This window comes from Rhodobacter sp., from assembly GCA_020637515.1.
Lineage (GTDB): Bacteria > Pseudomonadota > Alphaproteobacteria > Rhodobacterales > Rhodobacteraceae > Pararhodobacter.
The window spans coordinates 1,380,042-1,401,796 of record JACKKG010000001.1 but is presented as its reverse complement, the minus strand read 5'-3'; the positions used below and the strand labels follow the sequence as shown (position 1 = coordinate 1,401,796).

General features: G+C 69.0%; 25 protein-coding genes. 8 read left to right on the top strand and 17 right to left on the bottom strand.

All coding sequences use genetic code 11. The features are described from left to right. Nucleotides 1–95: 95 nt before the first annotated feature. Entirely contained in the window at nucleotides 96–2,249 is a 2,154-nt protein-coding gene (locus H6900_06800) for a malate synthase G (protein ID MCC0072984.1), read from the bottom strand. A 176-nt stretch (nucleotides 2,250–2,425) separates the two neighbouring features. On the opposite strand from H6900_06800, the gene H6900_06795 reads away from it, so the two are divergent. From H6900_06795 to H6900_06785, 3 genes are read left to right on the top strand one after another with little or no spacing between them, the layout of a single operon-like run. Next, entirely contained in the window at nucleotides 2,426–2,773 is a 348-nt protein-coding gene (locus H6900_06795) for a helix-turn-helix transcriptional regulator (GenBank protein ID MCC0072983.1), read from the top strand. Then, nucleotides 2,763–3,236 carry an SRPBCC family protein gene (locus tag H6900_06790; GenBank protein ID MCC0072982.1) on the top strand — a complete coding sequence of 158 codons (474 nt, stop codon included), beginning with the start codon at nucleotides 2,763–2,765 and terminating at the stop codon, nucleotides 3,234–3,236. Before H6900_06795 ends, H6900_06790 begins: the two co-directional genes overlap by 11 nt. Next, entirely contained in the window at nucleotides 3,233–3,676 is a 444-nt protein-coding gene (locus H6900_06785; protein MCC0072981.1) for an SRPBCC domain-containing protein, read from the top strand. Before H6900_06790 ends, H6900_06785 begins: the two co-directional genes overlap by 4 nt. Here the strand turns inward: H6900_06785 and H6900_06780 are convergent. Continuing rightward, the gene (locus H6900_06780; protein ID MCC0072980.1) at nucleotides 3,673–5,007 is read right to left on the bottom strand and encodes a deoxyribodipyrimidine photo-lyase; all 1,335 of its coding nucleotides are present in this window, start codon (nucleotides 5,005–5,007) and stop codon (nucleotides 3,673–3,675) included. The genes H6900_06785 and H6900_06780 overlap by 4 nt on opposite strands. A 168-nt stretch (nucleotides 5,008–5,175) precedes the next feature. Here H6900_06780 and H6900_06775 point away from each other — a divergent pair, with 168 nt between their 5' ends. Continuing rightward, entirely contained in the window at nucleotides 5,176–5,334 is a 159-nt protein-coding gene (locus tag H6900_06775; GenBank protein MCC0072979.1) for a hypothetical protein, read from the top strand. Here H6900_06775 and H6900_06770 read toward each other — a convergent pair. The 4 genes from H6900_06770 to rplS all read right to left on the bottom strand — a co-directional run bounded on the left by H6900_06770 (nucleotide 5,324) and on the right by rplS (nucleotide 8,092). Then, nucleotides 5,324–6,133 carry a division plane positioning ATPase MipZ gene (locus H6900_06770; GenBank protein MCC0072978.1) on the bottom strand — a complete coding sequence of 270 codons (810 nt, stop codon included), beginning with the start codon at nucleotides 6,131–6,133 and terminating at the stop codon, nucleotides 5,324–5,326. The genes H6900_06775 and H6900_06770 overlap by 11 nt on opposite strands. An 82-nt stretch (nucleotides 6,134–6,215) precedes the next feature. Further along, nucleotides 6,216–7,403, bottom strand: a complete 1,188-nt coding sequence (locus H6900_06765) for a hypothetical protein (GenBank protein MCC0072977.1) — start codon at nucleotides 7,401–7,403, stop codon at nucleotides 6,216–6,218. A gap of 72 nt (nucleotides 7,404–7,475) precedes the next feature. Continuing rightward, nucleotides 7,476–7,697, bottom strand: coding sequence for a 50S ribosomal protein L31 (gene rpmE / locus H6900_06760; GenBank protein ID MCC0072976.1), 222 nt, complete (start codon nucleotides 7,695–7,697; stop codon nucleotides 7,476–7,478). 11 nt (nucleotides 7,698–7,708) lie between these two features. Beyond that, complete coding sequence (gene rplS / locus H6900_06755) at nucleotides 7,709–8,092, bottom strand: 50S ribosomal protein L19 (protein ID MCC0072975.1); 384 nt, start codon at nucleotides 8,090–8,092, stop codon at nucleotides 7,709–7,711. A gap of 329 nt (nucleotides 8,093–8,421) precedes the next feature. On the opposite strand from rplS, the gene H6900_06750 reads away from it, so the two are divergent. Beyond that, entirely contained in the window at nucleotides 8,422–9,162 is a 741-nt protein-coding gene (locus H6900_06750) for a DUF1624 domain-containing protein (GenBank protein MCC0072974.1), read from the top strand. 151 nt (nucleotides 9,163–9,313) lie between these two features. Continuing rightward, nucleotides 9,314–9,925, top strand: coding sequence for a porin family protein (locus H6900_06745; protein MCC0072973.1), 612 nt, complete (start codon nucleotides 9,314–9,316; stop codon nucleotides 9,923–9,925). Nucleotides 9,926–9,969: 44 nt separating this feature from the next. On the opposite strand, the gene trmD is transcribed toward H6900_06745, so the two are convergent. The 7 genes from trmD to ffh form a co-directional block, all read right to left on the bottom strand. Further along, on the bottom strand, nucleotides 9,970–10,782 hold the full coding sequence (gene trmD / locus H6900_06740; protein MCC0072972.1) for a tRNA (guanosine(37)-N1)-methyltransferase TrmD: 813 nt from the start codon (nucleotides 10,780–10,782) through the stop codon (nucleotides 9,970–9,972). Then, nucleotides 10,779–11,282, bottom strand: a complete 504-nt coding sequence (gene rimM / locus H6900_06735; protein ID MCC0072971.1) for a 16S rRNA processing protein RimM — start codon at nucleotides 11,280–11,282, stop codon at nucleotides 10,779–10,781. Before rimM ends, trmD begins: the two co-directional genes overlap by 4 nt. Before the next feature lie 10 nt (nucleotides 11,283–11,292). Further along, nucleotides 11,293–11,946, bottom strand: a complete 654-nt coding sequence (gene bluB / locus H6900_06730; protein MCC0072970.1) for a 5,6-dimethylbenzimidazole synthase — start codon at nucleotides 11,944–11,946, stop codon at nucleotides 11,293–11,295. Between the two features lie 102 nt (nucleotides 11,947–12,048). After that, on the bottom strand, nucleotides 12,049–12,396 hold the full coding sequence (gene rpsP, locus H6900_06725) for a 30S ribosomal protein S16 (GenBank protein ID MCC0072969.1): 348 nt from the start codon (nucleotides 12,394–12,396) through the stop codon (nucleotides 12,049–12,051). A gap of 54 nt (nucleotides 12,397–12,450) precedes the next feature. After that, nucleotides 12,451–12,747, bottom strand: coding sequence for a chorismate mutase (locus H6900_06720; protein MCC0072968.1), 297 nt, complete (start codon nucleotides 12,745–12,747; stop codon nucleotides 12,451–12,453). 32 nt (nucleotides 12,748–12,779) lie between these two features. Further along, complete coding sequence (locus tag H6900_06715) at nucleotides 12,780–13,346, bottom strand: GNAT family N-acetyltransferase (GenBank protein MCC0072967.1); 567 nt, start codon at nucleotides 13,344–13,346, stop codon at nucleotides 12,780–12,782. Between the two features lie 4 nt (nucleotides 13,347–13,350). Beyond that, nucleotides 13,351–14,844, bottom strand: coding sequence for a signal recognition particle protein (gene ffh, locus H6900_06710; protein ID MCC0072966.1), 1,494 nt, complete (start codon nucleotides 14,842–14,844; stop codon nucleotides 13,351–13,353). Between the two features lie 225 nt (nucleotides 14,845–15,069). Between ffh and H6900_06705 the strand changes: the two genes are divergently transcribed. Then, a complete protein-coding gene (locus H6900_06705) occupies nucleotides 15,070–15,972 on the top strand; it encodes a rhodanese-related sulfurtransferase (protein ID MCC0072965.1) in 903 nt (300 codons plus the stop codon). Between the two features lie 57 nt (nucleotides 15,973–16,029). Here H6900_06705 and H6900_06700 read toward each other — a convergent pair whose 3' ends face one another. From H6900_06700 to H6900_06685, 4 genes are all read right to left on the bottom strand, one after another. Beyond that, nucleotides 16,030–17,511 (bottom strand): inorganic phosphate transporter, encoded by a 1,482-nt coding sequence (locus tag H6900_06700; protein ID MCC0072964.1) that lies wholly within the window; start codon nucleotides 17,509–17,511, stop codon nucleotides 16,030–16,032. A 75-nt stretch (nucleotides 17,512–17,586) separates the two neighbouring features. After that, nucleotides 17,587–18,042 (bottom strand): NUDIX hydrolase, encoded by a 456-nt coding sequence (locus H6900_06695; protein MCC0072963.1) that lies wholly within the window; start codon nucleotides 18,040–18,042, stop codon nucleotides 17,587–17,589. A gap of 75 nt (nucleotides 18,043–18,117) precedes the next feature. Continuing rightward, the gene (arfB, locus tag H6900_06690) at nucleotides 18,118–18,543 is read right to left on the bottom strand and encodes an aminoacyl-tRNA hydrolase (protein MCC0072962.1); all 426 of its coding nucleotides are present in this window, start codon (nucleotides 18,541–18,543) and stop codon (nucleotides 18,118–18,120) included. 250 nt (nucleotides 18,544–18,793) lie between these two features. Then, nucleotides 18,794–19,432: a queuosine precursor transporter gene (locus tag H6900_06685; GenBank protein ID MCC0072961.1), complete on the bottom strand. Its 639-nt coding sequence runs from the start codon at nucleotides 19,430–19,432 to the stop codon at nucleotides 18,794–18,796. 187 nt (nucleotides 19,433–19,619) lie between these two features. On the opposite strand from H6900_06685, the gene H6900_06680 reads away from it, so the two are divergent. Further along, nucleotides 19,620–21,749, top strand: a complete 2,130-nt coding sequence (locus H6900_06680) for a hypothetical protein (GenBank protein ID MCC0072960.1) — start codon at nucleotides 19,620–19,622, stop codon at nucleotides 21,747–21,749. Nucleotides 21,750–21,755: the final 6 nt, after the last annotated feature.

Sequence of the window (21,755 nt, the reverse complement as noted above, 5' to 3'; positions counted from 1 at the left end):
GTTCCAAGGGGGTGGAAAACCCCCTTGGGCAGGGGGTGCGGGGGGCGGCAGCCCCCCGCCTGCCCCGTCACCCGGGCCCCCTGGGGGGCCCCAAATCACCCGTTGCGCAGGGCCTTCAGTTCCAGCCGGCGCGCGTGCAACACGGGTTCGGTATAGCCCGACGGCTGAACGCGCCCCTTGAACACCAGGTCGCAAGCCGCCTGAAACGCCACGGTGTCGAACCCCGGCGCCATCGGCGTGTAAAACGGATCCTCCGCGTTCTGGCGATCCACCACCTCCGCCATGCGCTTCATGGCATCCAGGACCTGCGCCTCGCCGATCACGCCGTGGTGCAGCCAGTTGGCCACATGCTGGCTTGAGATCCGGCAGGTCGCGCGATCCTCCATCAGGCCGACATCGTGGATATCGGGCACCTTGGAACAGCCGACGCCCTGGTCGATCCAGCGCACCACATAGCCCAGGATACCCTGCGCGTTGTTCTCGACCTCGGCCAGGATCTGCGCCTCGGACCATTTGCGGTAGCTGGCCAGCGGGATTTCCAGCAGCGTCTCCAGATGCGCGCGCCGTCCGCCCGCGGCCAGCCGCTTTTGCACCGCGAAGACATCGACCTTGTGATAATGCAGCGCGTGCAGCGTGGCGGCGGTGGGGCTGGGCACCCAGGCGGTGTTGGCGCCGGCCCGCGGATGCTCGATCTTCTGGTCCAGCATCGCCGCCATCAGGTCGGGCGCCGCCCACATGCCCTTGCCGATCTGCGCCTTGCCCGACAGGCCGCATTCCAGACCGATATCGACGTTGCGGTCCTCGTAGGCCTTGATCCAGGATTTGCGCTTGATGAAATCCTTGCGGCTGAAGGGCCCCGCCTCCATCGACGTGTGGATCTCGTCGCCGGTGCGATCCAGGAAGCCGGTGTTGATGAAGGCCACCCGCTGCCGGGCGGCCCGGATGCACTCCTTCAGATTGGCCGAGGTGCGGCGTTCCTCGTCCATGATGCCCAGTTTCACGGTGTTGGGCGCCAGGCCCAGCGCCGCCTCGACACGCGCGAAGATCTCGACGGCAAAGGCCACTTCCTCGGGGCCGTGCATCTTGGGCTTCACGACATACATCGAGCCGGTGACCGAATTGCGCGGCCCCTCGGTCTTTTGCAGGTCGTGGCGGGCGATCAGCGTCGTGACGACCGCATCCATGATCCCCTCGGGGATCTCGCCGCCGTCGCGCAGCAGCACCGCCGGGTTGGTCATCAGATGGCCGACGTTGCGCACCCACAACAGCGCGCGCCCCTTCAGAACCTTCTCGCCCCCGTCTGGCGCGGTAAAGACCCGGTCCGCCGCCAGCCGGCGCGAGACCGTCTGGTCGCCCTTGCGGAAGGTCTCGCTCAAATCGCCCTGCATCAGGCCCAGCCAGTTCGCATAGGCCTGGACCTTGTCCTCGGCATCGACGCAGGCGACCGAATCCTCGCAATCCATGATCGCGGTGAGCGCGCTTTCCAGTCGCACATCGGCCAGAAGCGCCTGGTCGCGGGCGCCGATCGGATGCGCGCGGTCAAAGACCAGTTCGACATGCAGCCCGTTGTTCACCAGCAACACCGAATCGGGCGCCCTGGGGTTTCCCAGGTAGCCCGCGAATTTCTCGGGCTGCATCAACGGCAGATCGTCAACCAGCAGCGCGCCGTCCCGGACGCTGTAGCGTCGCGCGTCGGCGTGGCTGGTGCCCTGAACCGGAAAGGCCTCGTCCAGGAACACGCGGGCGCGGGCGACGACCCGCGCGCCCCGGCCCCGGTCATAGCCCCCCCTGGGCGCGGGCGTGCCCATGGCATCGGTGCCGTAGAGCCCGTCATACAGGCTGCCCCAGCGCGCGTTCGCGGCATTGAGCGCATAGCGCGCGTTGGTGATCGGCACCACCAGCTGCGGCCCGGCGACGCTGGCGATTTCGGGGTCCACATGGGCGGTTTCGATCCGGAAATCGTCACCCTCGGGCAGCAGATAGCCGATATCTTCGAGAAAGGTGCGATAGGCCTGCGGGTTGTGCGGCGCGGTGCGGTGCGTGCGGTGCCAATCGTCGATCTGCGACTGGAGGCTTTCGCGCTTGTCCAGCAGCGCGCGGTTCTTCGGCGCCAGATCGTGCGCGATCGCGGAAAAGGCCTGCCAGAACGTCTCGGCGTCGATGCCAGATCCGGGCAGCGCGCGGGTTTCGAGGAACTCGGCCAGTTGCAGATCGACCTTCAGGCCGTGCTTTTCGATGCGTTGGGTCATCCCCGCCCCCTGATGCTGCGTTCGGTATGCTGCCGGATACAATAGGGGATCCTGTTTCCGATAGGCAACAACGGCAGCAAGCCCCAACCCCGGGGCAGTTTCAAGGAATTCCTGAAAATCGCCGGGCCGCTCATCGCGCTTGCCCGACTCGGCGCGGCGGGCTATTACTTAGGCAAATGGCTAACCATGACCCCGCCCTCGACCGTCTCTTCCAGGCCCTCGCCGATCCGACCCGGCGCGCGGTGCTGGAACGGCTGACGCAAGGTCCCGCAACGGTGGGCGAACTGGCCGCGCCCTTCGCCATGGCGCTGCCCTCGCTCATCGGGCATTTGCGCAAACTCGAGGCGGCGGGACTGATCGAAACCCGCAAGGACGGCCGCGTGCGCACCTGTGCCGTGCGCCCTGAGGCCCTGACCCCCGTGCAAGGCTGGCTGGACGTTCAGCGCGCCCAATGGGAGGCGCGGCTGGACCGGCTGGACTCCTATGTCGCCAAACTGATGAAGGAGCGCGCGAATGGAGCTTGATCCCGATACCGACCTGATCCTGACCCGGACCGTCAACGCGCCGCGCGCGTTGCTGTTCGAATGCTGGACCACGCCGCGCCACCTCAAGGAATTCTTCGTTCCGCGCCCGCACAAGGTCGTCGCCTGCGACCTGGACCTGCGCGTCGGCGGGCGGTTCAACACCACGTTTGAAGTCGATGGCGCGGTGATGGAGAACCGGGGCGTGTTTCTCGAGGTGGTCCCGAACGCGAAACTGGTGTTCACCGACACCTATACCGAGGGCTGGAAACCCGCGCCCGAGCCCTTCATGACCGCGATTCTGATGCTGGAAGATGCCGACGACGGGCAAACCCGCTACACCGCGATCGCCCGCCACCGCACACCCGAGACCCGGGCCCGGCACGAGGCGATGGGCTTTCACGAGGGCTGGGGCACGGTCGTGACCCAACTGGAAGGCTATGCGCAAGGATTGATGCGGCCATGAGCGACGACCGCACAATGGTGCTGGAGCGGGTGATCGACGCGCCCGTGGCCCTGATCTGGCAGGCCTGGACCGATCCGGCGGCGCTGCCGCTGTGGTGGGGCCCCGACGGGTTTTCCTGCCGCACCCATCGCATCGAACTGCGCCCGGGCGGCGAGTGGGTGTTCGACATGATTGGCCCCGACGGAACGGTCTATCCCAACCACCACCGCTATTCGCGCCACGATCCCCTGCGCCGCATCGACTATGCGCTGCACGCGGGCGAAGACGGGCCGAAACACGCCGACGCCTCGGTCCTGTTCGACGATCTGGGCGGGCGCACCCGCGTCACGTTGCGCATGACCTTCCTCACGCCCGAGGACTACCAGACTGCCGTCGGGTTCGGCGCGGTCACGCTGGGCTTGCAGACGCTGGGCAAGCTGGCGCGCCATCTCGGCGCCTAGCCCGGCGCGCGCAGGTCCAGCGCCATCTGGCGGCCCTGCGGCCGGATCGGCAGCGGTTCGATCAGCACGGGCCGGGTCGGGCGCGGCACGGGCGCGCGCGCGCGGATCGCGGCCCGGACCGCCCGCGCCGCGCTGGCCGGGTCCACCACCGGCTCAGGGTAGCGCAGGCGCCGCGCGTCGGGCCAGGTCCAGGGCGTATGCAGATGCGCGTCGGGCAACCGCGCGAGTTCGGGCAGCCAACGGCGGATAAACGCGCCCTCGGGGTCCTGCTGACGACCCACGGTCACAGGATCGGGCAGGCGCAGCGGGGCATCGACACCGGCCAGCGCGCGCAGCGCATGGCCGTGCAGCGCAGGGTCGAAATCGGTGCTCAGGCGGGCCAGATGGGCGCCCACGACCCGCCAGTCCAGCCCCAGATGGTGGCACGCGACCGCCGCGACCAGCCCGCGCGCGCGCGCGTTCAGCCATCCGGTCGCGTCGAAGGCCCGCATCGCCGCATCGACAAAGGGCAGCCCCGTTTCGCCGCCACGCCACGCCGCCAGCCGCGCCGGGTCTGCCGCGCCGGGCGCGCCCGGATCGGGCAGGTCTGCGACCTGGCGCAGCGCCAGACGGCCGGCAAAGGCCCTGAGACCGGCGGCGTTGTCGTCGCCGCGACGGGCGCGGGCGGCGTCCAGAACCTCGCGCACCGACAGCACGCCCCACGCCAGATAGGCCGACAGGCGCGAGCCCGTGCGCTCGGCCCCGGTCAGCGTCAGGCGGCCCCGGGCATAGCCCTGCACCCGGGCCCCGAGAAAGGCCTCGAGCGTCTGCTCGGCGGTGGCGCGCCCGCCGGGCTGGCGAAACGGGCAGCGATCCTCGGCAAGGCCCAGCGCCTTCAGGCCCGGCAACGCGCCCGTCCCCTCGGTCACGAAGGGCAGAGCCGGGGGCGCAAGCGGGGTGCCGGTCGCCGGTTGCGGCAGCACCGCCCAGGCGATCCCCCGGCCGCGCGCCCAATCCGCGACCCGGCGGTCGCGCGCACGGCTCCAGGCGGTCGAGGGGGACTCGAGCGTGACCAACCGGCCGAAGCCGTGCTTGGCGTGCAGCCGCGCCAGAACCTCGACCGCATCGCCGACCCGCAGCACCAGCGGTTGCCCCGCCCGCGCCAGATCCGCGCGCAATCCGCTCAGGCATTCGTCCAGAAAGCCGTGGTGACGCGCCGAGGCATCGGGCCCGGCCAGCAGATCAGGTTCCGCCACATAGACCGGCAGCACGGCCCCCTGCGCCGCGGCCCAGACCAGTCCGGGGTGATCCTGCACCCGCAGATCGCGTTGGAACCAGACGAGGGAAAGCATCGGGGACAGCCTTGAGTCGCGACCGGGATGTTCACGTTTTACCCCAATTCGCCGCAGGGCCGCAAGCGCCGCCCCGGTGATACCGCCAAACCACCCCGCCTTTGCCCCATTCCCGCCACAGCCGGGCGGCAGCTTGTCCACAGATCACCACGCGAAAGGGAAACCGCGATGAAATCTCAACCCTCGACCCTCGGGTTTTTCGGACAGGCCATCAAACTGCCGTTCAACATCTTTGCCGACGAGGAAGACCGCGTGTTGACCCGTCTGGAAGAGTTGCACAAATCGCTTCCGGATCAACTGCCCGAAAAGCGGTTCTTCAAACACTGACCTTCACGCCCGGCAGGCGCAGCGCGGCCAGCAGGTCGCGCAACTCCTGCCGCGCGGCCACGTTCGAGATGTTCAACTGTTCGACCCCGGTGTCCCGCAGATCGAGCAGCGTCAGACCGCGCGGGAACAGCTCGCGGAAGATGACGCGCTCGGAAAACCCGGGCGCCACCCGGAACCCGATGCGGCGGGCCAGCGCGTCCAACGCCTCGCCGACCTTGCGCTTGTTGTGCATCTGCTGCGCGCCCAGACGGTTGCGCAGAACGATCCAGTCGATCGGCTTCAGCCCGGCCTGCGCCCTGAGCTGGCGCGCCTGCCAAACCATTTCGGCATAGATCGACGGCCCCATGACCGCGTTCGTGTTGGGGTCGATCCTTGCCAGCAGATCGAAATCCACGAAACTGTCGTTCAGCGGCGTGACCAGCGTGTCCGCCAGGGAATGCGCCACCTGCGCCAGCCGCGTATGGCTGCCCGGGCAGTCGATCACGATGAAATCGCAATCGGCGTCCAGCGCGGCCATCGCCTCGCCCAGACGGTGGTCGTTGATGTTCTCGTTCGGTGCCAGGGTCGCGGGATCGACATCGGGCAGTTCGGCGTATTGCGGGCTCGGCAGCGTCACGCGCTCGCGTGCGCAAAAGGCGGCCCGATTCTCGATATAGCGGCCAAAGCTGCGCTGGCGCACGTCGAGGTCCAGCGCCCCCACCCGATGCCCCATTCGGCACAGGGCGGTGGCGATATGCATGGCGGTCGTGGACTTGCCCGACCCGCCCTTTTCATTGCCGGTGACGATGATATGCGCCACGGTTCTTCCTTGTCTTCCCCACGCGTTTTGCGTGGCCGGGACAATAGGCTGACCGCGCGGCCGATGGAAGCGCCGATGCGCCCTACTCGACCGGGGCTCCAAAGATCACCACCGCCAGCGCCAGCACCGCCAGCGCCGCGTGCACCGCCGCCCGCGCCGGGCGCCGGGGCCAGACCCGCGCCGCCGCCATGGCCGCCTGCACCGCGTAATAGGCGGCGAACGCGCGCGAGGCATAGGCGATGATCTGGAACACATCCGCCGCCCAGGTGATCGCCAGGCCGACCCCGACGGTCACCGCATAAGCCTGCCGCGGCGTCATCCGGTCGCGGCTGATTTCCGCGATCAGCCCGCCCGAGCCCGAGGTATCCGCGACCGCAGCCGAAAATTGCGCCGCCAGCGCCGCCGCCACCAGGAACAGCGGCAGGATCGGCGAAACCTGCCCCATCATGCCCACGATTGCGGTTTCGGTCAGATGCGCCGGGTCCGGCGCAAAGGTGAAGGCGATCAGCCCGATATAGACCAGGTAGATCGCCGTCGAGAGCCCCTGCGCCATCCGCATCGAACGGATGCGCGTCGGCGCGTCATAGGCGTGCCCCAGATAGCGCGAGGTTTCGAACCCCTGCACGGTCACGATCATACCGAACCCCAGCGTCAGCGCCGCCCAACCGGTCACCCGGGCCGGGGCGGTGACCAACTGGCCCTGGGCCGCCAGGCCCGTGAAATACACCGCCAGCGCCACCAAAAGCCCGGCGATGATCGCCAGCTTCAGCGCGACCGAGGCATATTCCATCGTTTCGAGCATCCGGAACCCCTTGGTCAGGCCGACGCCCAGGATCAGCAGATAGACCGCGCTGGTCAGGATGCGGGCGCTCAACGGGTCGGACCAGGGGGTCAGTGACAGCGCAAAGGCCCCGAACAGGTTCAGGTAATACGCGACCGATATCATGTAGGCAAAGCCCAGCAAGGCCGAGGCCAACCCCTCGGCCCACACCCCTTCGCCGGCGTCCAGGTTGTCACCGATGGTGGCGATGTTGTCGCGGATCGCGGCACCGAATCCCCAGGCCGCGGCGCATAGCGCCGCCATCGCCACCGGGGCCCAAACCCCGTAGGCGTCGTTCAGCAACGGACCCAGAACCAGAAACCCCGAACCGATAATCGACGCGAGCGGCGTCACCATCGCCCGCCACACCGGCCATTTGCGCAAGGAGGGGCGCCACACCACCGCGCTGGCAGCGGCGACAGTCAGCACGATCACGATGTCCAGAATCATGCGCGGAGCCTCGAATGCAGAACGCCGCTACGGGTGTAGCGGCGTTCCGGTTCGGCGTCACGACGGGACGGGTCAGAAACCCAGGCCGGCGTATTTGTTCTTGAACTTCGACACACGGCCGCCGGTGTCCATCAGGCGCGAGGACCCGCCGGTCCAGGCCGGGTGCACCGAGGGGTCGATGTCCAGCGACATCGTATCGCCTTCCTTGCCCCAGGTCGATTTCATCTGCACGATGGTGCCATCGACCAGCTTGACGTTGATCATGTGGTATTCGGGATGGATCGCGTCTCTCATGATCCTGCTCCTTACTCTGCTTTGCCGCCGAGGGCGCGGTAGTTGGTCTTTTCCGCGATCCGCGCCGACTTGCCGCGGCGGTCACGCAGGTAATAGAGCTTGGCGCGGCGCACGCGGCCACGACGCACGACCGTGATCGAATCGATGTTGGTCGAATACAGCGGGAACATCCGCTCGACGCCTTCGCCGAACGAGATCTTGCGCACGGTGAACGAGGCGGCGATGCCGGAACCGCCGCGACGGCTGATGCAGACGCCTTCGAACGCCTGAACGCGCGAGCGCGTGCCTTCGGTCACCTTGTAGCCGACGCGCACGGTGTCGCCCGGCTTGAAATCGGGAATGTCCTTGCCGAGAGCGGCGATCTGCTCGGCCTCGAGTTGTTCGATCAGGTTCATCTGATCTCTCCTATCCATGCGCGCGGTTTTCCCGCGCAGGTCTGTGCCGGCCCAGAGCTCTGGTCTTCCCTCGGGTCCCGCGCCGGTCGCCCGGGGCAGCCCGCCAAAGATGCGGTCGTCGTTTCTGGCCCATCGCCCGGGCCGCGATCCGCCGGAGAAGACGGGGCCCAAACGAAAACGGCCCGGTGGGCGATTCCGCCCCCGGACGCGCGGGGTATAGGCGGCACCGCGCGACGGGTCAAGACGCAACCGACAGGCCCCGCGACACCCGGCGCGGCGGCCCACCCGCCCCCTCGCCTTTCGCGCGGCCTGCGCCTAATCTCGCGCGCATGTCCAGCGCCCCCGATTCACGCCTGCCCGCCCCGCCCCCGGCTACCGGTCGCCTGCCCGGGGTCGATATCGCCCGGGGCGTGGCGCTGATCGGCATGGTGATCTTCCACACCACGCTGGACCTGGAAATGTTCGGTCTGGTCGCGCAAGGCACCATTCAGAGCCTGCCCTGGATGATCTTTGCGCGCCTGATCGCGGGCAGTTTCGTCTTTCTGGCCGGTGTCAGTCTGGTGCTGGCGCATGGCCAGGGCATCCGCTGGCGGCCGTTCCTGATCGGCACCGGGCAGATCGCCGCCGGGGCGCTGGCCGTCACCGTCGCCACCTTTGCCGCCATGCCCTGGATGTTCGTCTTTTTCGGCATCCTGCATTCCATCGCCGTCAGCCGGGTGCTGGGCCTGGCCTTTCTGCGCGCGTCGGCCTGGCTGATCGTGCCCGCCGCCGCCGCGATCTGGATCGCGCCCTATCTCTGGCCGGCCGAGGCGATGAACCCGCGCTGGCTGGCCTGGATCGGTTTCGCAGCCGTGCAACCCCTCAGCATGGATCTGGAACCGGTGTTTCCCTGGTTCGCACCCTTCCTGTTGGGCATGGCGGCCGCCAGGCTGGGCCTGCACCGCGCCCTGCCCGCGCCGCGCTGGCTGCGCGGACTGGCCTGGCCCGGGCGCCATTCGCTGGCGATCTACCTGATCCACCAGCCGCTGATCTTCGGCACCCTCTGGCTGTTCCTGGTCGGCCTGCGCTGACCCGAACCGGGGCGCGCGCCCGGGCGCGAACCCGGGCCGGGGCCGTTCCCTTTGCAGCCAAATTTGGCGCCTAACCTTCCGGACCCTGTCCGCTACCCTGTCGGGGACGTCTGACCCAGGCGCCCACGCGACACGAACAGGAGACACGCGCATGAAATCGTTCGGTATCCCCCTGGCCCTGTGCGGGCTCGTGACCTCGGCGATGGCCACATCGGCACTGGCCAGCGGCTATGCGACCCCCGCCCCCACCCCGCCGGTCATGGTCGCCGCACCCGCGCCCGCGCTCAGTTGGAGCGGCTTTTACGCCGGCGGGCAGATCGCCGCGGCCTCGGGCAATGTCACGGTCGGCGGCGCGCCCTATTCCAACCTGAACAGCACGGCCTTCGGTCTGTTTGCCGGCTATAACCATCAACTGCCCTCGAACTGGGTCATCGGTGCCGAAGTCGGGGTGCTGCGTGGCACGGTCAACCTGCCGACAGGCGTGCCGAACGCCTATACCGGCACCACGATCGACCTGCGCCTGCGCGGCGGGTATGCCATGGGCCGCGCGCTGCTCTACGGCTTTGTCGGCGGTTCGCGCACGACCTTGTCGGGCGCAGCCTTCACCCCCTCGGGCTGGACCGCCGGTCTCGGCATCGACTACATGGCGACCGAACGCCTGATGCTGGGGGTCGACGTGGCCTATCGCCGGTTGCAGGATTCGACCGTGCCGATGGTGGCCACCACGACCGCGATCGAACTGCGCGCCGCCTATCGGTTCTGACCCGACCGCACGGTGAGTTCCGGCCCGGCGCCTTGCCGGGCTGGTCAATCCCGGCCCGTTTCGTGCCGCGCCCACAGATCGGGGCGGCGCTCGCGGGTCAGGCGCTCGGCCTCGGCCCGGCGCCACTTCGCAATCTCGGCGTGGTTGCCCGACAGCAGCACCGCCGGGATCTCACGCCCTTCCCAGACCGCGGGACGGGTGTATTGCGGATGCTCGAGAAGACCGGCCGAGTGGCTTTCCTCCTCGGTCGAGGCGGCATTGCCCAGCACCCCGGGCAGCAGCCGCACCGTCGCGTCGATCATGGCCTGCGCGGCGATCTCGCCGCCGGTCAGAACGAAATCGCCCAAGCTGACCTCCTCGACGCCAAAGGCTTCGAGCACGCGCTCGTCCACCCCTTCGAACCGACCGCACAGCAGGGTGATCCCGTCGCAGGTCGCCCAGCGCCGGGCCATCGCCTGATCGAACCGCCGCCCGCGCGGCGACAGATAGACCACCGGCCAGCGGGCGCGCCCGGGCGTGCCCGCGTCGGCCGCGCGCAGCGCCCGCGCCACCACGTCCGCGCGCAGCACCATCCCGGCGCCGCCCCCCGCCGGCGTGTCGTCCACGTTGCGATGCCTGCCCTCGCCAAAGGGGCGCAGGTCGATCGTCTCCAGCGCCCATAGACCCAGGTCCATCGCCTTGCCGGTCAGCGATTCGCTCAGCACCCCTGGAAAGGCGCCCGGGAACAGGGTCACGATCCTGGCCGTCCAGGCGCCCTTGACTCGCGGCGGTCCGCCCATCAGGTCGCGCGGCTGACCGCTCAGGCTGATCGACACGCGCCCATGCGAGCGTTTCGGCGCCGGGGTCTCGTCGGTCATTCGAACAGCCCCTCGGGCGGGTCGGCGATGATCCGGCCGGCGGCGATATCAACCGTCGGCACCATCGCCACGGTGAAGGGGATGAACGCGTTGCCTTTGCCCTTGCGCTGGATTTCCAGCAGGTCACCGGCCCCATGGTTCTGCACCGAACTCACCCGCCCGATCACCGTGCCGCCGGTGTCCAGCACCGTCAGGCCGATCAGATCGGCGTGGTAGAATTCGTCGTCGGGCAGCGCCGGCAGGCGATCGCGATCGGCAAACAGGCGCACGCCGCGCAGCGCCTCGGCCTCTTCGCGGGTCGAGACCCCCCCCAACCGCGCCGACATCCCGTTGGGAATGGCGTTGCCCAGCCGCACGGTGAAACTGCGCGTGCCGTCCTCGGTGTAGAGCGGGGCATAGGCGGCGATCGCCTCGGGCTGGGCGCAGAAGCTTTTCAGCCGCACCTCGCCCCGGACGCCGAACGCCCCGGCAATCGCTCCAACGCAGACCCTGTCCTTCATCGCCTCGCCCCTATCGTGTCTCGACCCGGACATGCGTCGCACGGCGCTCCCAGCCCATGCGCTCCAGTTCGGGCGTGTTCTCCTGCGCCTCGGGCCAGCCGATGCACAGATAGGCGACCAACCGCCAGCCGTCGTCAATCCCGAGGTCCCGCGCCAGGCGATCCGGATCGAGGATCGAGACCCAGCCCATGCCCAGCCCCTCGGCCCTGAGCAACAGCCACAATTGCATGACCGCGCCGGCAACGGAATAGCGCCGCATCTCGGGCATGGTGCGCGCGCCCAGACCCTGCCCCTTGGGCGCGCTGTCGTCGCAGAACACCGCCAGATGCACTGGCGCCTCGCGCATCCCCGACAGCTTCAGCCCGGCATAGAGTTCGGCGCGCGCGCCGTCATAGCCGGTCAGCGCCGCGGCGTTCGCGGTTTCGAAATTGGCCTGAACGGCGGCGCGCGCGCCCTCGCTATGCACGCGGATCAGCCGCCAGGGCTCCGACAGCCCGACCGACGGCGCCAGCCGGAACGCATCGAGACAGCGCGCCAGAACGGCCTCGTCCACCGGATCGCGCCGGAAGTGCCGCACATCGCGCCGCCAGCGCAGCAGTTCGGCCAGTTCCGCCCGGAAGTCGGCGCTGAACGCCCCCTCACCGATCACGGCCGCCCCTTTCATCTTGTCCCAAATACGCACGGGGGGTGAATGCCCCGCAGGGGCAGAGGGGGGCGCGTGCGCCCCCCTTCCCCGTCACCTCGCGGTGATGTCACCTCGCGGCGATCACTCGGCCGCGGCGGCCTTGTCGGCGCGCTCTTTCGCGCGGGCCTGAGCCTTTTTGCCGGGAACGGCTTTCTTGGGGTTGCTGCGCTCGGTCTTGGCGCGGATACCGGCGGCTTCCAGGAAGCGCACGACGCGGTCGGTCGGCTGCGCGCCCTTGTCGAGCCACGCCTGCACGCGCTCCATGTCCATCTTCACGCGGTCTTCGCTGTCTTTCGGCAGAAGCGGGTTGTAGGTGCCGATCTTTTCCAGGAAGCGGCCGTCGCGCGGCATCCGGCTGTCGGACACGACGATGGCGTAGAACGGGCGCTTTTTCGAGCCGCCGCGCGCGAGACGGATTTTGGTAGCCATGATGTTTCTCCTATGGATGGCTGTTGCGGCGCCCTGTGGGGGCACCAAGTCGGGTCATTTCTGCAACCTCTCGTGGTGACGGATCACCTCCGAGATGATGAAGGTCAGGAATTTCTTGGCGAATTCGGGGTCCAGGTCGGCCTCTTTGGCCAACCATTCCAGCCGCTCGATCTGCCGCGCCTCGCGCGAGGGGTCCGAGGGCGGCAGCGCGTGCGTGGCCTTCAGCCGGCCTACCGCCTGCGTGTGCTTGAAGCGTTCGGCCAGGGTGTAGACCAGGATCGCGTCCAGCCGGTCGATCGACTCGCGGTGCTCGCGCAGCAGATTGGCGGCGCGTTCGGAATCGTTGGTCATCGGGGCCTCCGGGGTGTCATCGGAACGGGGTCTCATGCATAGGCCTCCATGCCGGCGCCCTGCGCATCGGGCGCCGGGTGCCGCCAGATCGAGGTCGCACCGAATTGCGCATGGTGAAAGCCGCTTTCGCGCCGGCAGCCCAACCGCAGGGCCAGCGCCGCCGACCGGTCGTTGCCGTCCAGGATCATGCTGATCGCGGTCGCCCAGCCCAGCGTCTCATAGGCAAAGGCCCGGGTCGCCAGCGCGGCTTCGACGGCATAGCCCCGGCCCTCGGCCTCGGGCGCCCACAGGGTCCAGGCGATTTCGGGCTCGGGCCAGCCCTCGGGGAACCAGGGGCCGGCGGTGCCCAGGGCGCGCCCGGTCTCGCGCTCTTGCAGCACGAAGACGCCGTAGCCGCGCAGCACCCAATGGCCGACGACATGGCCAAAGCCGCGCCAGGCCAGGTTGCGATCCACGGGGCCGCCGGTGAAGCGCGCGCGGTCGCTGGCCTGATAGGCCGCGAACCCGTCGAAATCCGCCAGCCGGGGCGCGCGCAGGATCAGGCGCGGGGTTTCCAGCACCGGAGTCGCAGCAGCAAAGGTTTCGGCCAGCGCAGTCATCGGATCAGCGTTTCTTGCCCAGACCCAGGCCCGACAACCCGCCCGGCATGCCGCCGCCCAGACCCGGCAGACCGCCGCCCCGGCCCATCGCCATCTGCGCGGCCTTCATCGCCTCGGGGTCGGCCATCTGCTTCTGGATATCGGCCATGTCGGGGTTCTTGCCGAACATCGACTTCATCGCCTGTTTCAGCATCCCGCCCTTGCCCATCTTCTTCATCACATCCGCCATCTGGCGCTGCATCTTCAGAAGCTTGTTCAACTCGGCCACATCGAGACCGGCCCCCGCCGCGATCCGCTTCTTGCGGCTGGCCTGCAAGATGTCGGGGCGGGCGCGCTCGCCCTTGGTCATCGAGTTGATGAGCGCGATCTGGCGCTTCAGCATGGTGTCGTCGAACCCGGCGGCCTCGGCCTGTTTGGACAGTTTGCCCATGCCGGGCATCATGCCCATGACCGACTGCATCCCGCCCATCTTGAGCATCTGCTCCAGCTGCGCCTTCAGGTCGTTCATGTTGAACTGACCCTTCTGGAACCGCTTCATCATCCGCTCGGCCTGCTCGGCCTCGAGCGTCTGCTGCGCGCGCTCGACCAGCGCGACGATGTCGCCCATGCCCAGGATGCGGCCCGCGACGCGCTCGGCCTCGAAGGTTTCCAGCGCGTCGGTCTTTTCGCCCAGACCCACGAACCGGATCGGCTTGCCGGTGACGGCGCGCATCGACAGGGCCGCACCACCGCGTCCGTCGCCATCCATCCGCGTCAGCACGACGCCGGTGATGCCGACCTTGCCCTCGAATTCGGTGGCGACGTTGACCGCGTCCTGACCCGTCAGACCGTCGACCACCAGCAGCGTCTCACGCGGGCTGACGGCGTCGCGCACCGCCTGCACCTCGTCCATCAGCACCTCGTCGATGTGCAGACGGCCGGCGGTGTCCAGCAGGTAGACGTCATAGCCGCCCAGCGTCGCCTGCGACTTGGCGCGACGGGCGATGGCGACGGCGTTCTCGCCCTTGACGATGGGCAGCGTATCGACACCGATCTGCCCGCCCAGAATGGCAAGCTGTTCCATCGCCGCCGGGCGGTTGGTGTCCAGCGAGGCCATCAGCACGCGCTTGCCCTCGCGCTCTTTCAGGCGGCGCGCCAGCTTGGCGGTGGTGGTCGTCTTGCCCGAGCCTTGCAGACCCACCATCAGCACCGGCGCGGGCGGGTTGTCGATCTTCAGCCGGCCTGGGTCCTCGTCGCCGCGCAGGGTGGCGATCAGTTCGTCATGGACGATCTTGACCACCTGCTGGCCGGGCGTGATCGACTTGGTGACGGCGGCGCCCGTCGCCTTGCCCTGCACCCGCTTGATGAAATCGCGCGCGACGGGCAGCGAAACGTCGGCCTCGAGCAGCGCCACGCGCACCTCGCGCAGGGCGGCGGTCACGTCGTCGGCGCTGAGCGCGCCCGCCTTGGTCAGGCGGTCAAAGACGCCACCCAGGCGCTCGGACAGATTCTCGAACATGGCAGTCCTTTCGGGACAGACTTCGGAACCACGGGGATTTGCACCCGTGGGCGCAACGCGCTGACGGATGGCGATCCCCGCAAAAGCGATGGGACCGGAAGCACGGGCTTCCGGGGGAATTCAGGCAGCACCTAGGCCCGGATCGCCACCGAGTCAAGCGTCGCGGGCGTCGCGTGGGTGCAAATACGCATTGCCGTGGCCGCGTCAAAGGCGCAAAAGCCGCCCATGCTGATCGTCGCCGCGCTCTATCATTTCACCCGTTTTCCCGACCCGGCCGCGCTGAAAACGCCGCTGGCACGGCTTTGCGCGGCGCAGGGGGTCAAGGGGTCGCTGCTGTTGGCCGCCGAGGGGATCAACGGCACGATCGCCGGGCCGCGCGCCGGGATCGACGCGGTTCTGGCCCATGTCCGCGCGCTGCCGGGTTGCGCGGATCTGTCGTGGAAAGAGGCCCCGGCCGAAACGATGCCCTTTGGCCGCATGAAGGTGCGGCTGAAGCGCGAGATCGTCACCATGGGCCAGCCCGACGTGGACCCCCGCGCCCGCGTCGGCCATTATGTGGAGCCGCGCGACTGGAACGCGCTCATCACCGCCCCCGATGTCGCGGTGATCGACACCCGCAACGACTATGAGGTGGCGATCGGCAGTTTCGAGGGCGCCGTGGACCCCGGCACGCGATCCTTCGGCGAATTCCCTGCCTGGTGGGAAGCGAACAAGCACCGCTTCCACAACAAGCGCATCGCGATGTTCTGCACGGGCGGCATTCGCTGCGAGAAATCGACGAACTGGTTGCTGGGGCAAGGGGTGGAGGCGGTCTATCACCTCAAGGGCGGGATCTTGCAATACCTCGAGGACGTGCCGGAAGCCGACAGCCTGTGGCGCGGCGGCTGCTTCGTCTTTGACCAGCGCGTCGCGGTGGGGCATGGGCTGGCGCCCACCGGGCACGCGATGTGCCACGCCTGCCGCCGCCCGATCACCGACCAGGACCGCGCCCACCCGGCCTTTGAGGACGGGGTAAGCTGTCCCCGGTGCGTCACGGAATTCGACGACGCCCGCCGGCAGCGATTCCGCGAAAGGCAACGTCAGGTCGCCCTGGCCGAAGCGCGCGGCACGCGGCATCTGGGCGCCTGAGGCCCCCCGGCCGGGGTTGGTGGCGACCGTCGGTGGCGACGGGCCCGCGCGCCCCGATCAGCGAAAGCCCGCCAGCACCGTCGCCGACCAGAACAGCCCCGCCGACAGTGCCGCCGTGGCGGGCACGGTGATGAGCCACGCCGCCAGGATCGTCATCAGATGCGAGCGCCGCACGACCTTGCGCCGGGTGCGTTCCTCGATCGGCAGGGCCGAGAGGTCGCGGTTCTCCTTGAGGATCTTCTCGTGATACCACTCGCGGTAGAAGCCCACGCCAAAGATGCCGCCGATGGCAATATGCGTCGAGGACACCGGCAGCCCCAGCCATGAGGCGACGATCACCACGACCGCCGCCGCCAGCGCCACGCACCAGGCGCGCATCGCGTTCAGGCGGGTGATTTCCGACCCCACGATGTTGATGAGCTTGGGTCCGAACAGCATCAGCCCCACGCTGAGCCCCAGCGCGCCGGTGATCATCACCCAATAGGGGATCTGCACGCGGTCGCCCGAGGCCCCCTCCTGCACCGCGTGGACGATCGCCGCCAGCGGCCCGACCGCGTTCGCCACGTCATTCGCCCCATGGGCAAAGCTGAGCAGCGCCGCTGACAGGACCAGCGGGATCGAGAACAGCGATTTCAGCGATTTCACGCGGTTTTCCAGCCCGCGCGACTGTCGCGCGATCACCGGACGCATCAGCACCGTCAGCGGCACCGCGACGGCGATCCCCACCAGCAGCGACTGGCCCAGCGACAGGTGCACCAGGGCCTTCAGCCCCTTCATCGCCATATAGGTGGCAAAGACGCCGCCCATGATGCCGATCAGCACCGGCACCCAGGTGCGCGCGGCCGCCAGCTTGTCCTCGCGGTAGATGATGCGGTTGTTGATGACCGCCAGAAACAGCGCGGCGATGGCGCCCCCCAGGATCGGCGAGATCACCCAGCTTGCGGCGATCTTGCCCATCACGCCCCAGTTCACAGCGGAAAAACCGGCGGCGGCGACACCCGCGCCCATCACCCCGCCGACGATCGAATGGGTGGTCGAAACCGGTGCGCCCATCGCCGTCGCCAGGTGAATCCAGAGCGCGCCGGCCAACAGCGCGGCCATCATCGCCCAGACGAAAATCTGTGGTTCGGCCACCGATTCCGGCGCCACGATCCCGCGCGAGACGGTGCTCACCACATCGCCGCCCGCCAGCAGCGCGCCGGCGGTCTCGCAGATGGCGGCGATCAGCAGCGCGCCGCCCAGCGTCACGGCATTCGCGCCGACCGCCGGTCCCATGTTGTTGGCGACATCGTTCGCGCCGATGTTCAGCGCCATGTAGGCACCGATCACCGCCGCCATGACCACCACCCAGGTGCCCGTGCCAGCGCCCATGACCGTCGCCGCGCCCAGCCCGGCCAGCGCCATGAACACCAGCGCAATCCCCGGACCGACCAGCGGGCGGGCGGTAAAGGCGGTCGCCTGTTCCAGCAGACCGATCCGCTTGAGGTCCTTGTCGAGGGTCTTGATGGCCTTGGCGTTCGGATCGGCAGGCGAGGACATCGCGGGCTCCGTAGCTGTCACAAAACGGTTACACGCCACCTAACGGATTCGCCCCGCGACCACAATGCGGAAGGATCAAAGGCTCTTGAGCAGTTTCTTCAACTCAGGTTCCTCGACCGCCCGGGCGGCGTCCTCGGGCGAGACCCAGCGGCGCTTTCGGCGGCCCATTTCGGGGAAATCCTGCGCCTCGCCGGTGACGGCGACGCGGAACACCTCGCATCGGCAGGCCACGGGGATGCCGTTCTTGACGACCTTCTGATACGAGAAATGCCCCATCGGCGCGGTTTCGACCACGCCGGTCACGCCGGCCTCTTCCCAGGCCTCTTGCAGGGCGGCCTGGGCCAGGGTGCGCCCCTCCATCGGCCAGCCCTTGGGCAGGATCCAGCGTTTCGAGGTCAGGCTGGACACCAGCAGCACCTCGGGCCCCTTGCGGCTGTCGCGCAGGCACAGCGCGGCGGTCTGCACGAATTCGGGCCGGCGGAACACCGGCTCGACGAAATTCCTGAAGGCCGCCACGGCGGATTGCTTCATGCGGGACTGCTCGCGTTCGGGGGCGGCCGTTTCGCGGGACCGCTCGTTGTCAGGGGTCTTTGTCACAAGGTGGGCCTAGTTGGAGTCGTCGTCAACACGCCCGCGCAGGGATTTGACCGTTCCACGGCGCGTTTTCGTGTCCATGCGGCGGATTTTGCTGCCATACGTGGGTTTCGTGGCAATCCTGCGACGCGGTGCGACCAGCGCCTGGCGGATCAGCTCGACCAGGCGCTCGCGCGCGATCTCGCGGTTGCGCGCCTGGCTGCGGGTGTCCTCGACGCGCAGCACCAGCGCGCCGTCCAGCGTCCAGCGACGCCCCGCCAACCGCTTGAGCCGGGCCTTCGCCGCCGGGGCCAGCGCCGGCGACCGCTCGGCTTCGAACCTGAGTTCGACGGCGGTGGACACCTTGTTCACGTTCTGCCCGCCCGGCCCCGAAGCCCGGTTGAAGCTTTCCGTAAGTTCCCAGTCCTGAATGGCGATGTCGTCGGTCACATGCAGCATGATGGGCATCTTATGCAATCGAAAGGGCCGCCCGGCAATCGAGCGGCCCTCACGAGCTTCAGGAGATGGGGCCGGTTAGATCCAGGGCCCAATCAGCAGGGTTACGCAGCCAAGGGCTGCCGTCAGCTCACGTCCCCCCTGACTGTCCCGACACCTCTCTCCAATATCACTCTCGACACTGGACCACCTCCTTTCGCTGGATTGAACCGTAGGGCGATGGTGGCACAGATATTGTATTTGTCAAAGGCTTTCAGGCGACCTGTTGGGTCAGTTTCCGGACAATGACGCGGAACGGCGCCAAAGCGATCAGCGCCAGCGCCAGTTTGACCATCCAGTCGGCAAAGCCCAGAGACACCCACAACGGCACCGCCGGGCCGAGGCCCAGCATGGGCAGGGTCTCTTGCGCCCAGGTGGGCACGTTGGCGGGTTCCAGCGGGTTCGCCAGCGCCGAAAAGGCGATGGAAAAGAAGATCACCGTGTCCAGCGACGAGCCGACCAGCGTCGAGGCCAGCGGCGCCCGCCACCAGGGACCGCGCGCGCGCAGCCGGTCGAAGATCGCCACATCGCTCATCTGCGCCGCCAGGAACGCCAGCCCCGAGCCCAGCGCGATGCGCAGCGTGACGGCGGGATAGTCGTAGCCGTCGCCGTGAAGCATCACCTGCGTGCCGATCAGCGAACAGGCCACGCCCACGGCGAAACCGGCCCAGACCACGCGGCGCGCGGCCTCGGGGCCATAGACGCGATTCATCACGTCGGTGACCAGGAAGGCGACGGGATAAGTCAGCGCGCCCCAGGTGAGCCAGTCGCCCAGCAGGAACTGCACCAGGATATTCGACGCCACGACGGTGGCGGCCATTGCCAGCACGCCTGGCAGCAGGAATCGGGTCATATCGGGTATCCGTTTTGACAAGGTGGTCGGAGACTTGGCCGCCCCGCCGGGGGACGACACGCCCCTCTATCCCCTGCCGGGCGCCCGCGCAAGCGGTCGTGACCGGGCGGGCGGCATTCGGTCTTTGCATATGGGGGATCGGTGTTATCGTGGGGTGTCCGGATTTGCGACCTTGAGGATTCTTTTGATGCCATCCTTTGCCCTGCGCGGTTCGACCGCGACTCTTGCCCTGTCGCTTGCGCTCGCGCTGCCCCTGCCCTTGCTGGCGCAAGAGACCATGCCACCCGCCGGCCCCGCCGAAACGGCACCCGCGACGCAGTCCGCGCTGCTGGACGGCGCGGTGACCCTTGAACGCCCCGCGGGCATGTCCGAGACGGCGCGCAACGGCAACGCCCAGGTGACCGACCTGACGCTCACATCCGGGGACGGCGCGCCGGCGCGGCTGGTGGCCGGGGTTCCGCCTCGCGATCTGGCCGCGCAAGTGCGCCGCATGATGGCCAGCGTCGCCGCGATCGACGAGGCCGAGGTCGGCGGCCAGCCGGTCTGGATCGTCACCGGCGAATCGTCGCGCGCGGCGACCGGTGAACGGCTCGAACCCGGGTCCGGCGTGCCCGCACGCCTGATCGTGCCGCGCTATTGCCAGGGCGACCTGCCGCCCTTCCTCGTGGCGATGACCACGGCCGCCGATCACAGCGCGGTTCTGGACCAGATCGCCGCGGGTCTGACCCTGACCCGCCCCGACGGCGCCCAGGACTGCCCCGACGCGATCGCGCCGGTCGCGGCGATGATCCCCACGCCGCTCGACCTGACCGCGCTGCCCGCCCCGTCGGGCACGGTGCCGGACGGTTGGACGGCGGTGACGCGGCTGGGGCTGGCCTTTGCCGTGCCGGCCGATGCCACCGTCACCGCCGACGAGGCGCAGGGCGACCGCGCGGGTTACAACGCCAGCGGCAACCTGGACGGCGCCGCCTATGAGTTCGGGATGCGCCTGCTGAGCGCCGCCGCCCTTGCCGACATGGGCGGTCCCGGCACCGAAGGGTTCCGGGCGCAACTGGAACGCTGGGCCGGCCTGCCCGTGACGCTGGGCGACCGGCAGGTCACGCTGGGGGGGCGGCAGATGGCGGTCTACGCGGCCTCGGGCAGCGTGACCGAGGGCGGCGAGAGCCACCCGCAGACCATCGTCTACCTGGCCGCGACCACGCCCGAGGCCGACGGCCGCCAGTTGCTGGCGGGCGGGTCCGTGGCGCGGGTGCCCGCCGATCGGGCCATGGACCTGCTGGGCGCATTCATCGCCAGCCTGGCCGAGGATGCGACTGCCCCCGCCAGTGCCGAGACGGGCCAGGCCGACACCCCGGCGGCTGCGGAAACGCCGGCCGGGGCCGCACCGGCGATGCCGCTGGCCCTGCTGGGCGGCTACGTCGGGTTGGCGCTGCCCGACGGGATCAGCGTCGCCTCGCTGGACCGCCAGACCCGCCTGTCGGATGTCGTTCTGGCCGGGGCCGAGGGGCCGCTGGCGCGTATCGTCGCCGGCGTGCCCCGACAGAGCGCCGAGGACCAGGTCGGCCGCCTGCTGTCGCGGCTCGATGGGGTGCGCGACGGACAGATCGGCGAAGTCCCGGTCTGGATCGTCGAGGGGCTGGCCTCGCGCACCATCGACAACGGCGCCCCGGACGGCCAGGAGGTGCCCGCGCGGCTGCTGGTGCCGGCCGCCTGCATCGACGGGGAACCGCCCTACATGGTCGGCCTGATGGCCCGTCAGGGCGACGCGGCGCTGCTGGATACGCTGGCACAGGCCGTCGCGCTGGCCCTGCCGCCCAACGCCGCCGCCTGCCCCGACGATCTGCGCGCGCGGCTGGAACAGGCAACGGTCCAGGCCCCGGTGACCGTGCAACCCGATCCGCAGCCCGATCCGCAACCGCAGGTCCAGCCCCGGCGCCCGCCTCAGGACCAGCCCTCGGCCGAGACGCAGGCCTGGAACCAGGCGATGGCCGCCGGCGACGTGGCCGGGGTTCTGGCCTATCTGCAAAGCTACCCGCGCGGCCTGAATTCGGGCTATGCGCGCGCCTGGCTGCACGATCGCGGCATCGTGCCGCCGGACGAACGCGCGGCGCTGGCCCCTCAGGGCCGGACGGAACCTTCAAGTGACGAGGCGAACTGGCAGGCCGCCGTGCTGGAAGGATCGACCACCGCGCTCTGGACCTATCTCAAGGCCGAGCAGCAGGGCGCCCACCGGCAAGAGGCCCTGGCAATGCTGGCGCGGACGCGCATCCCGGTCCCCGCGCCGATGCCGGCCCCGGCGCCCGGCCCGGGCAAGTAACCGGCG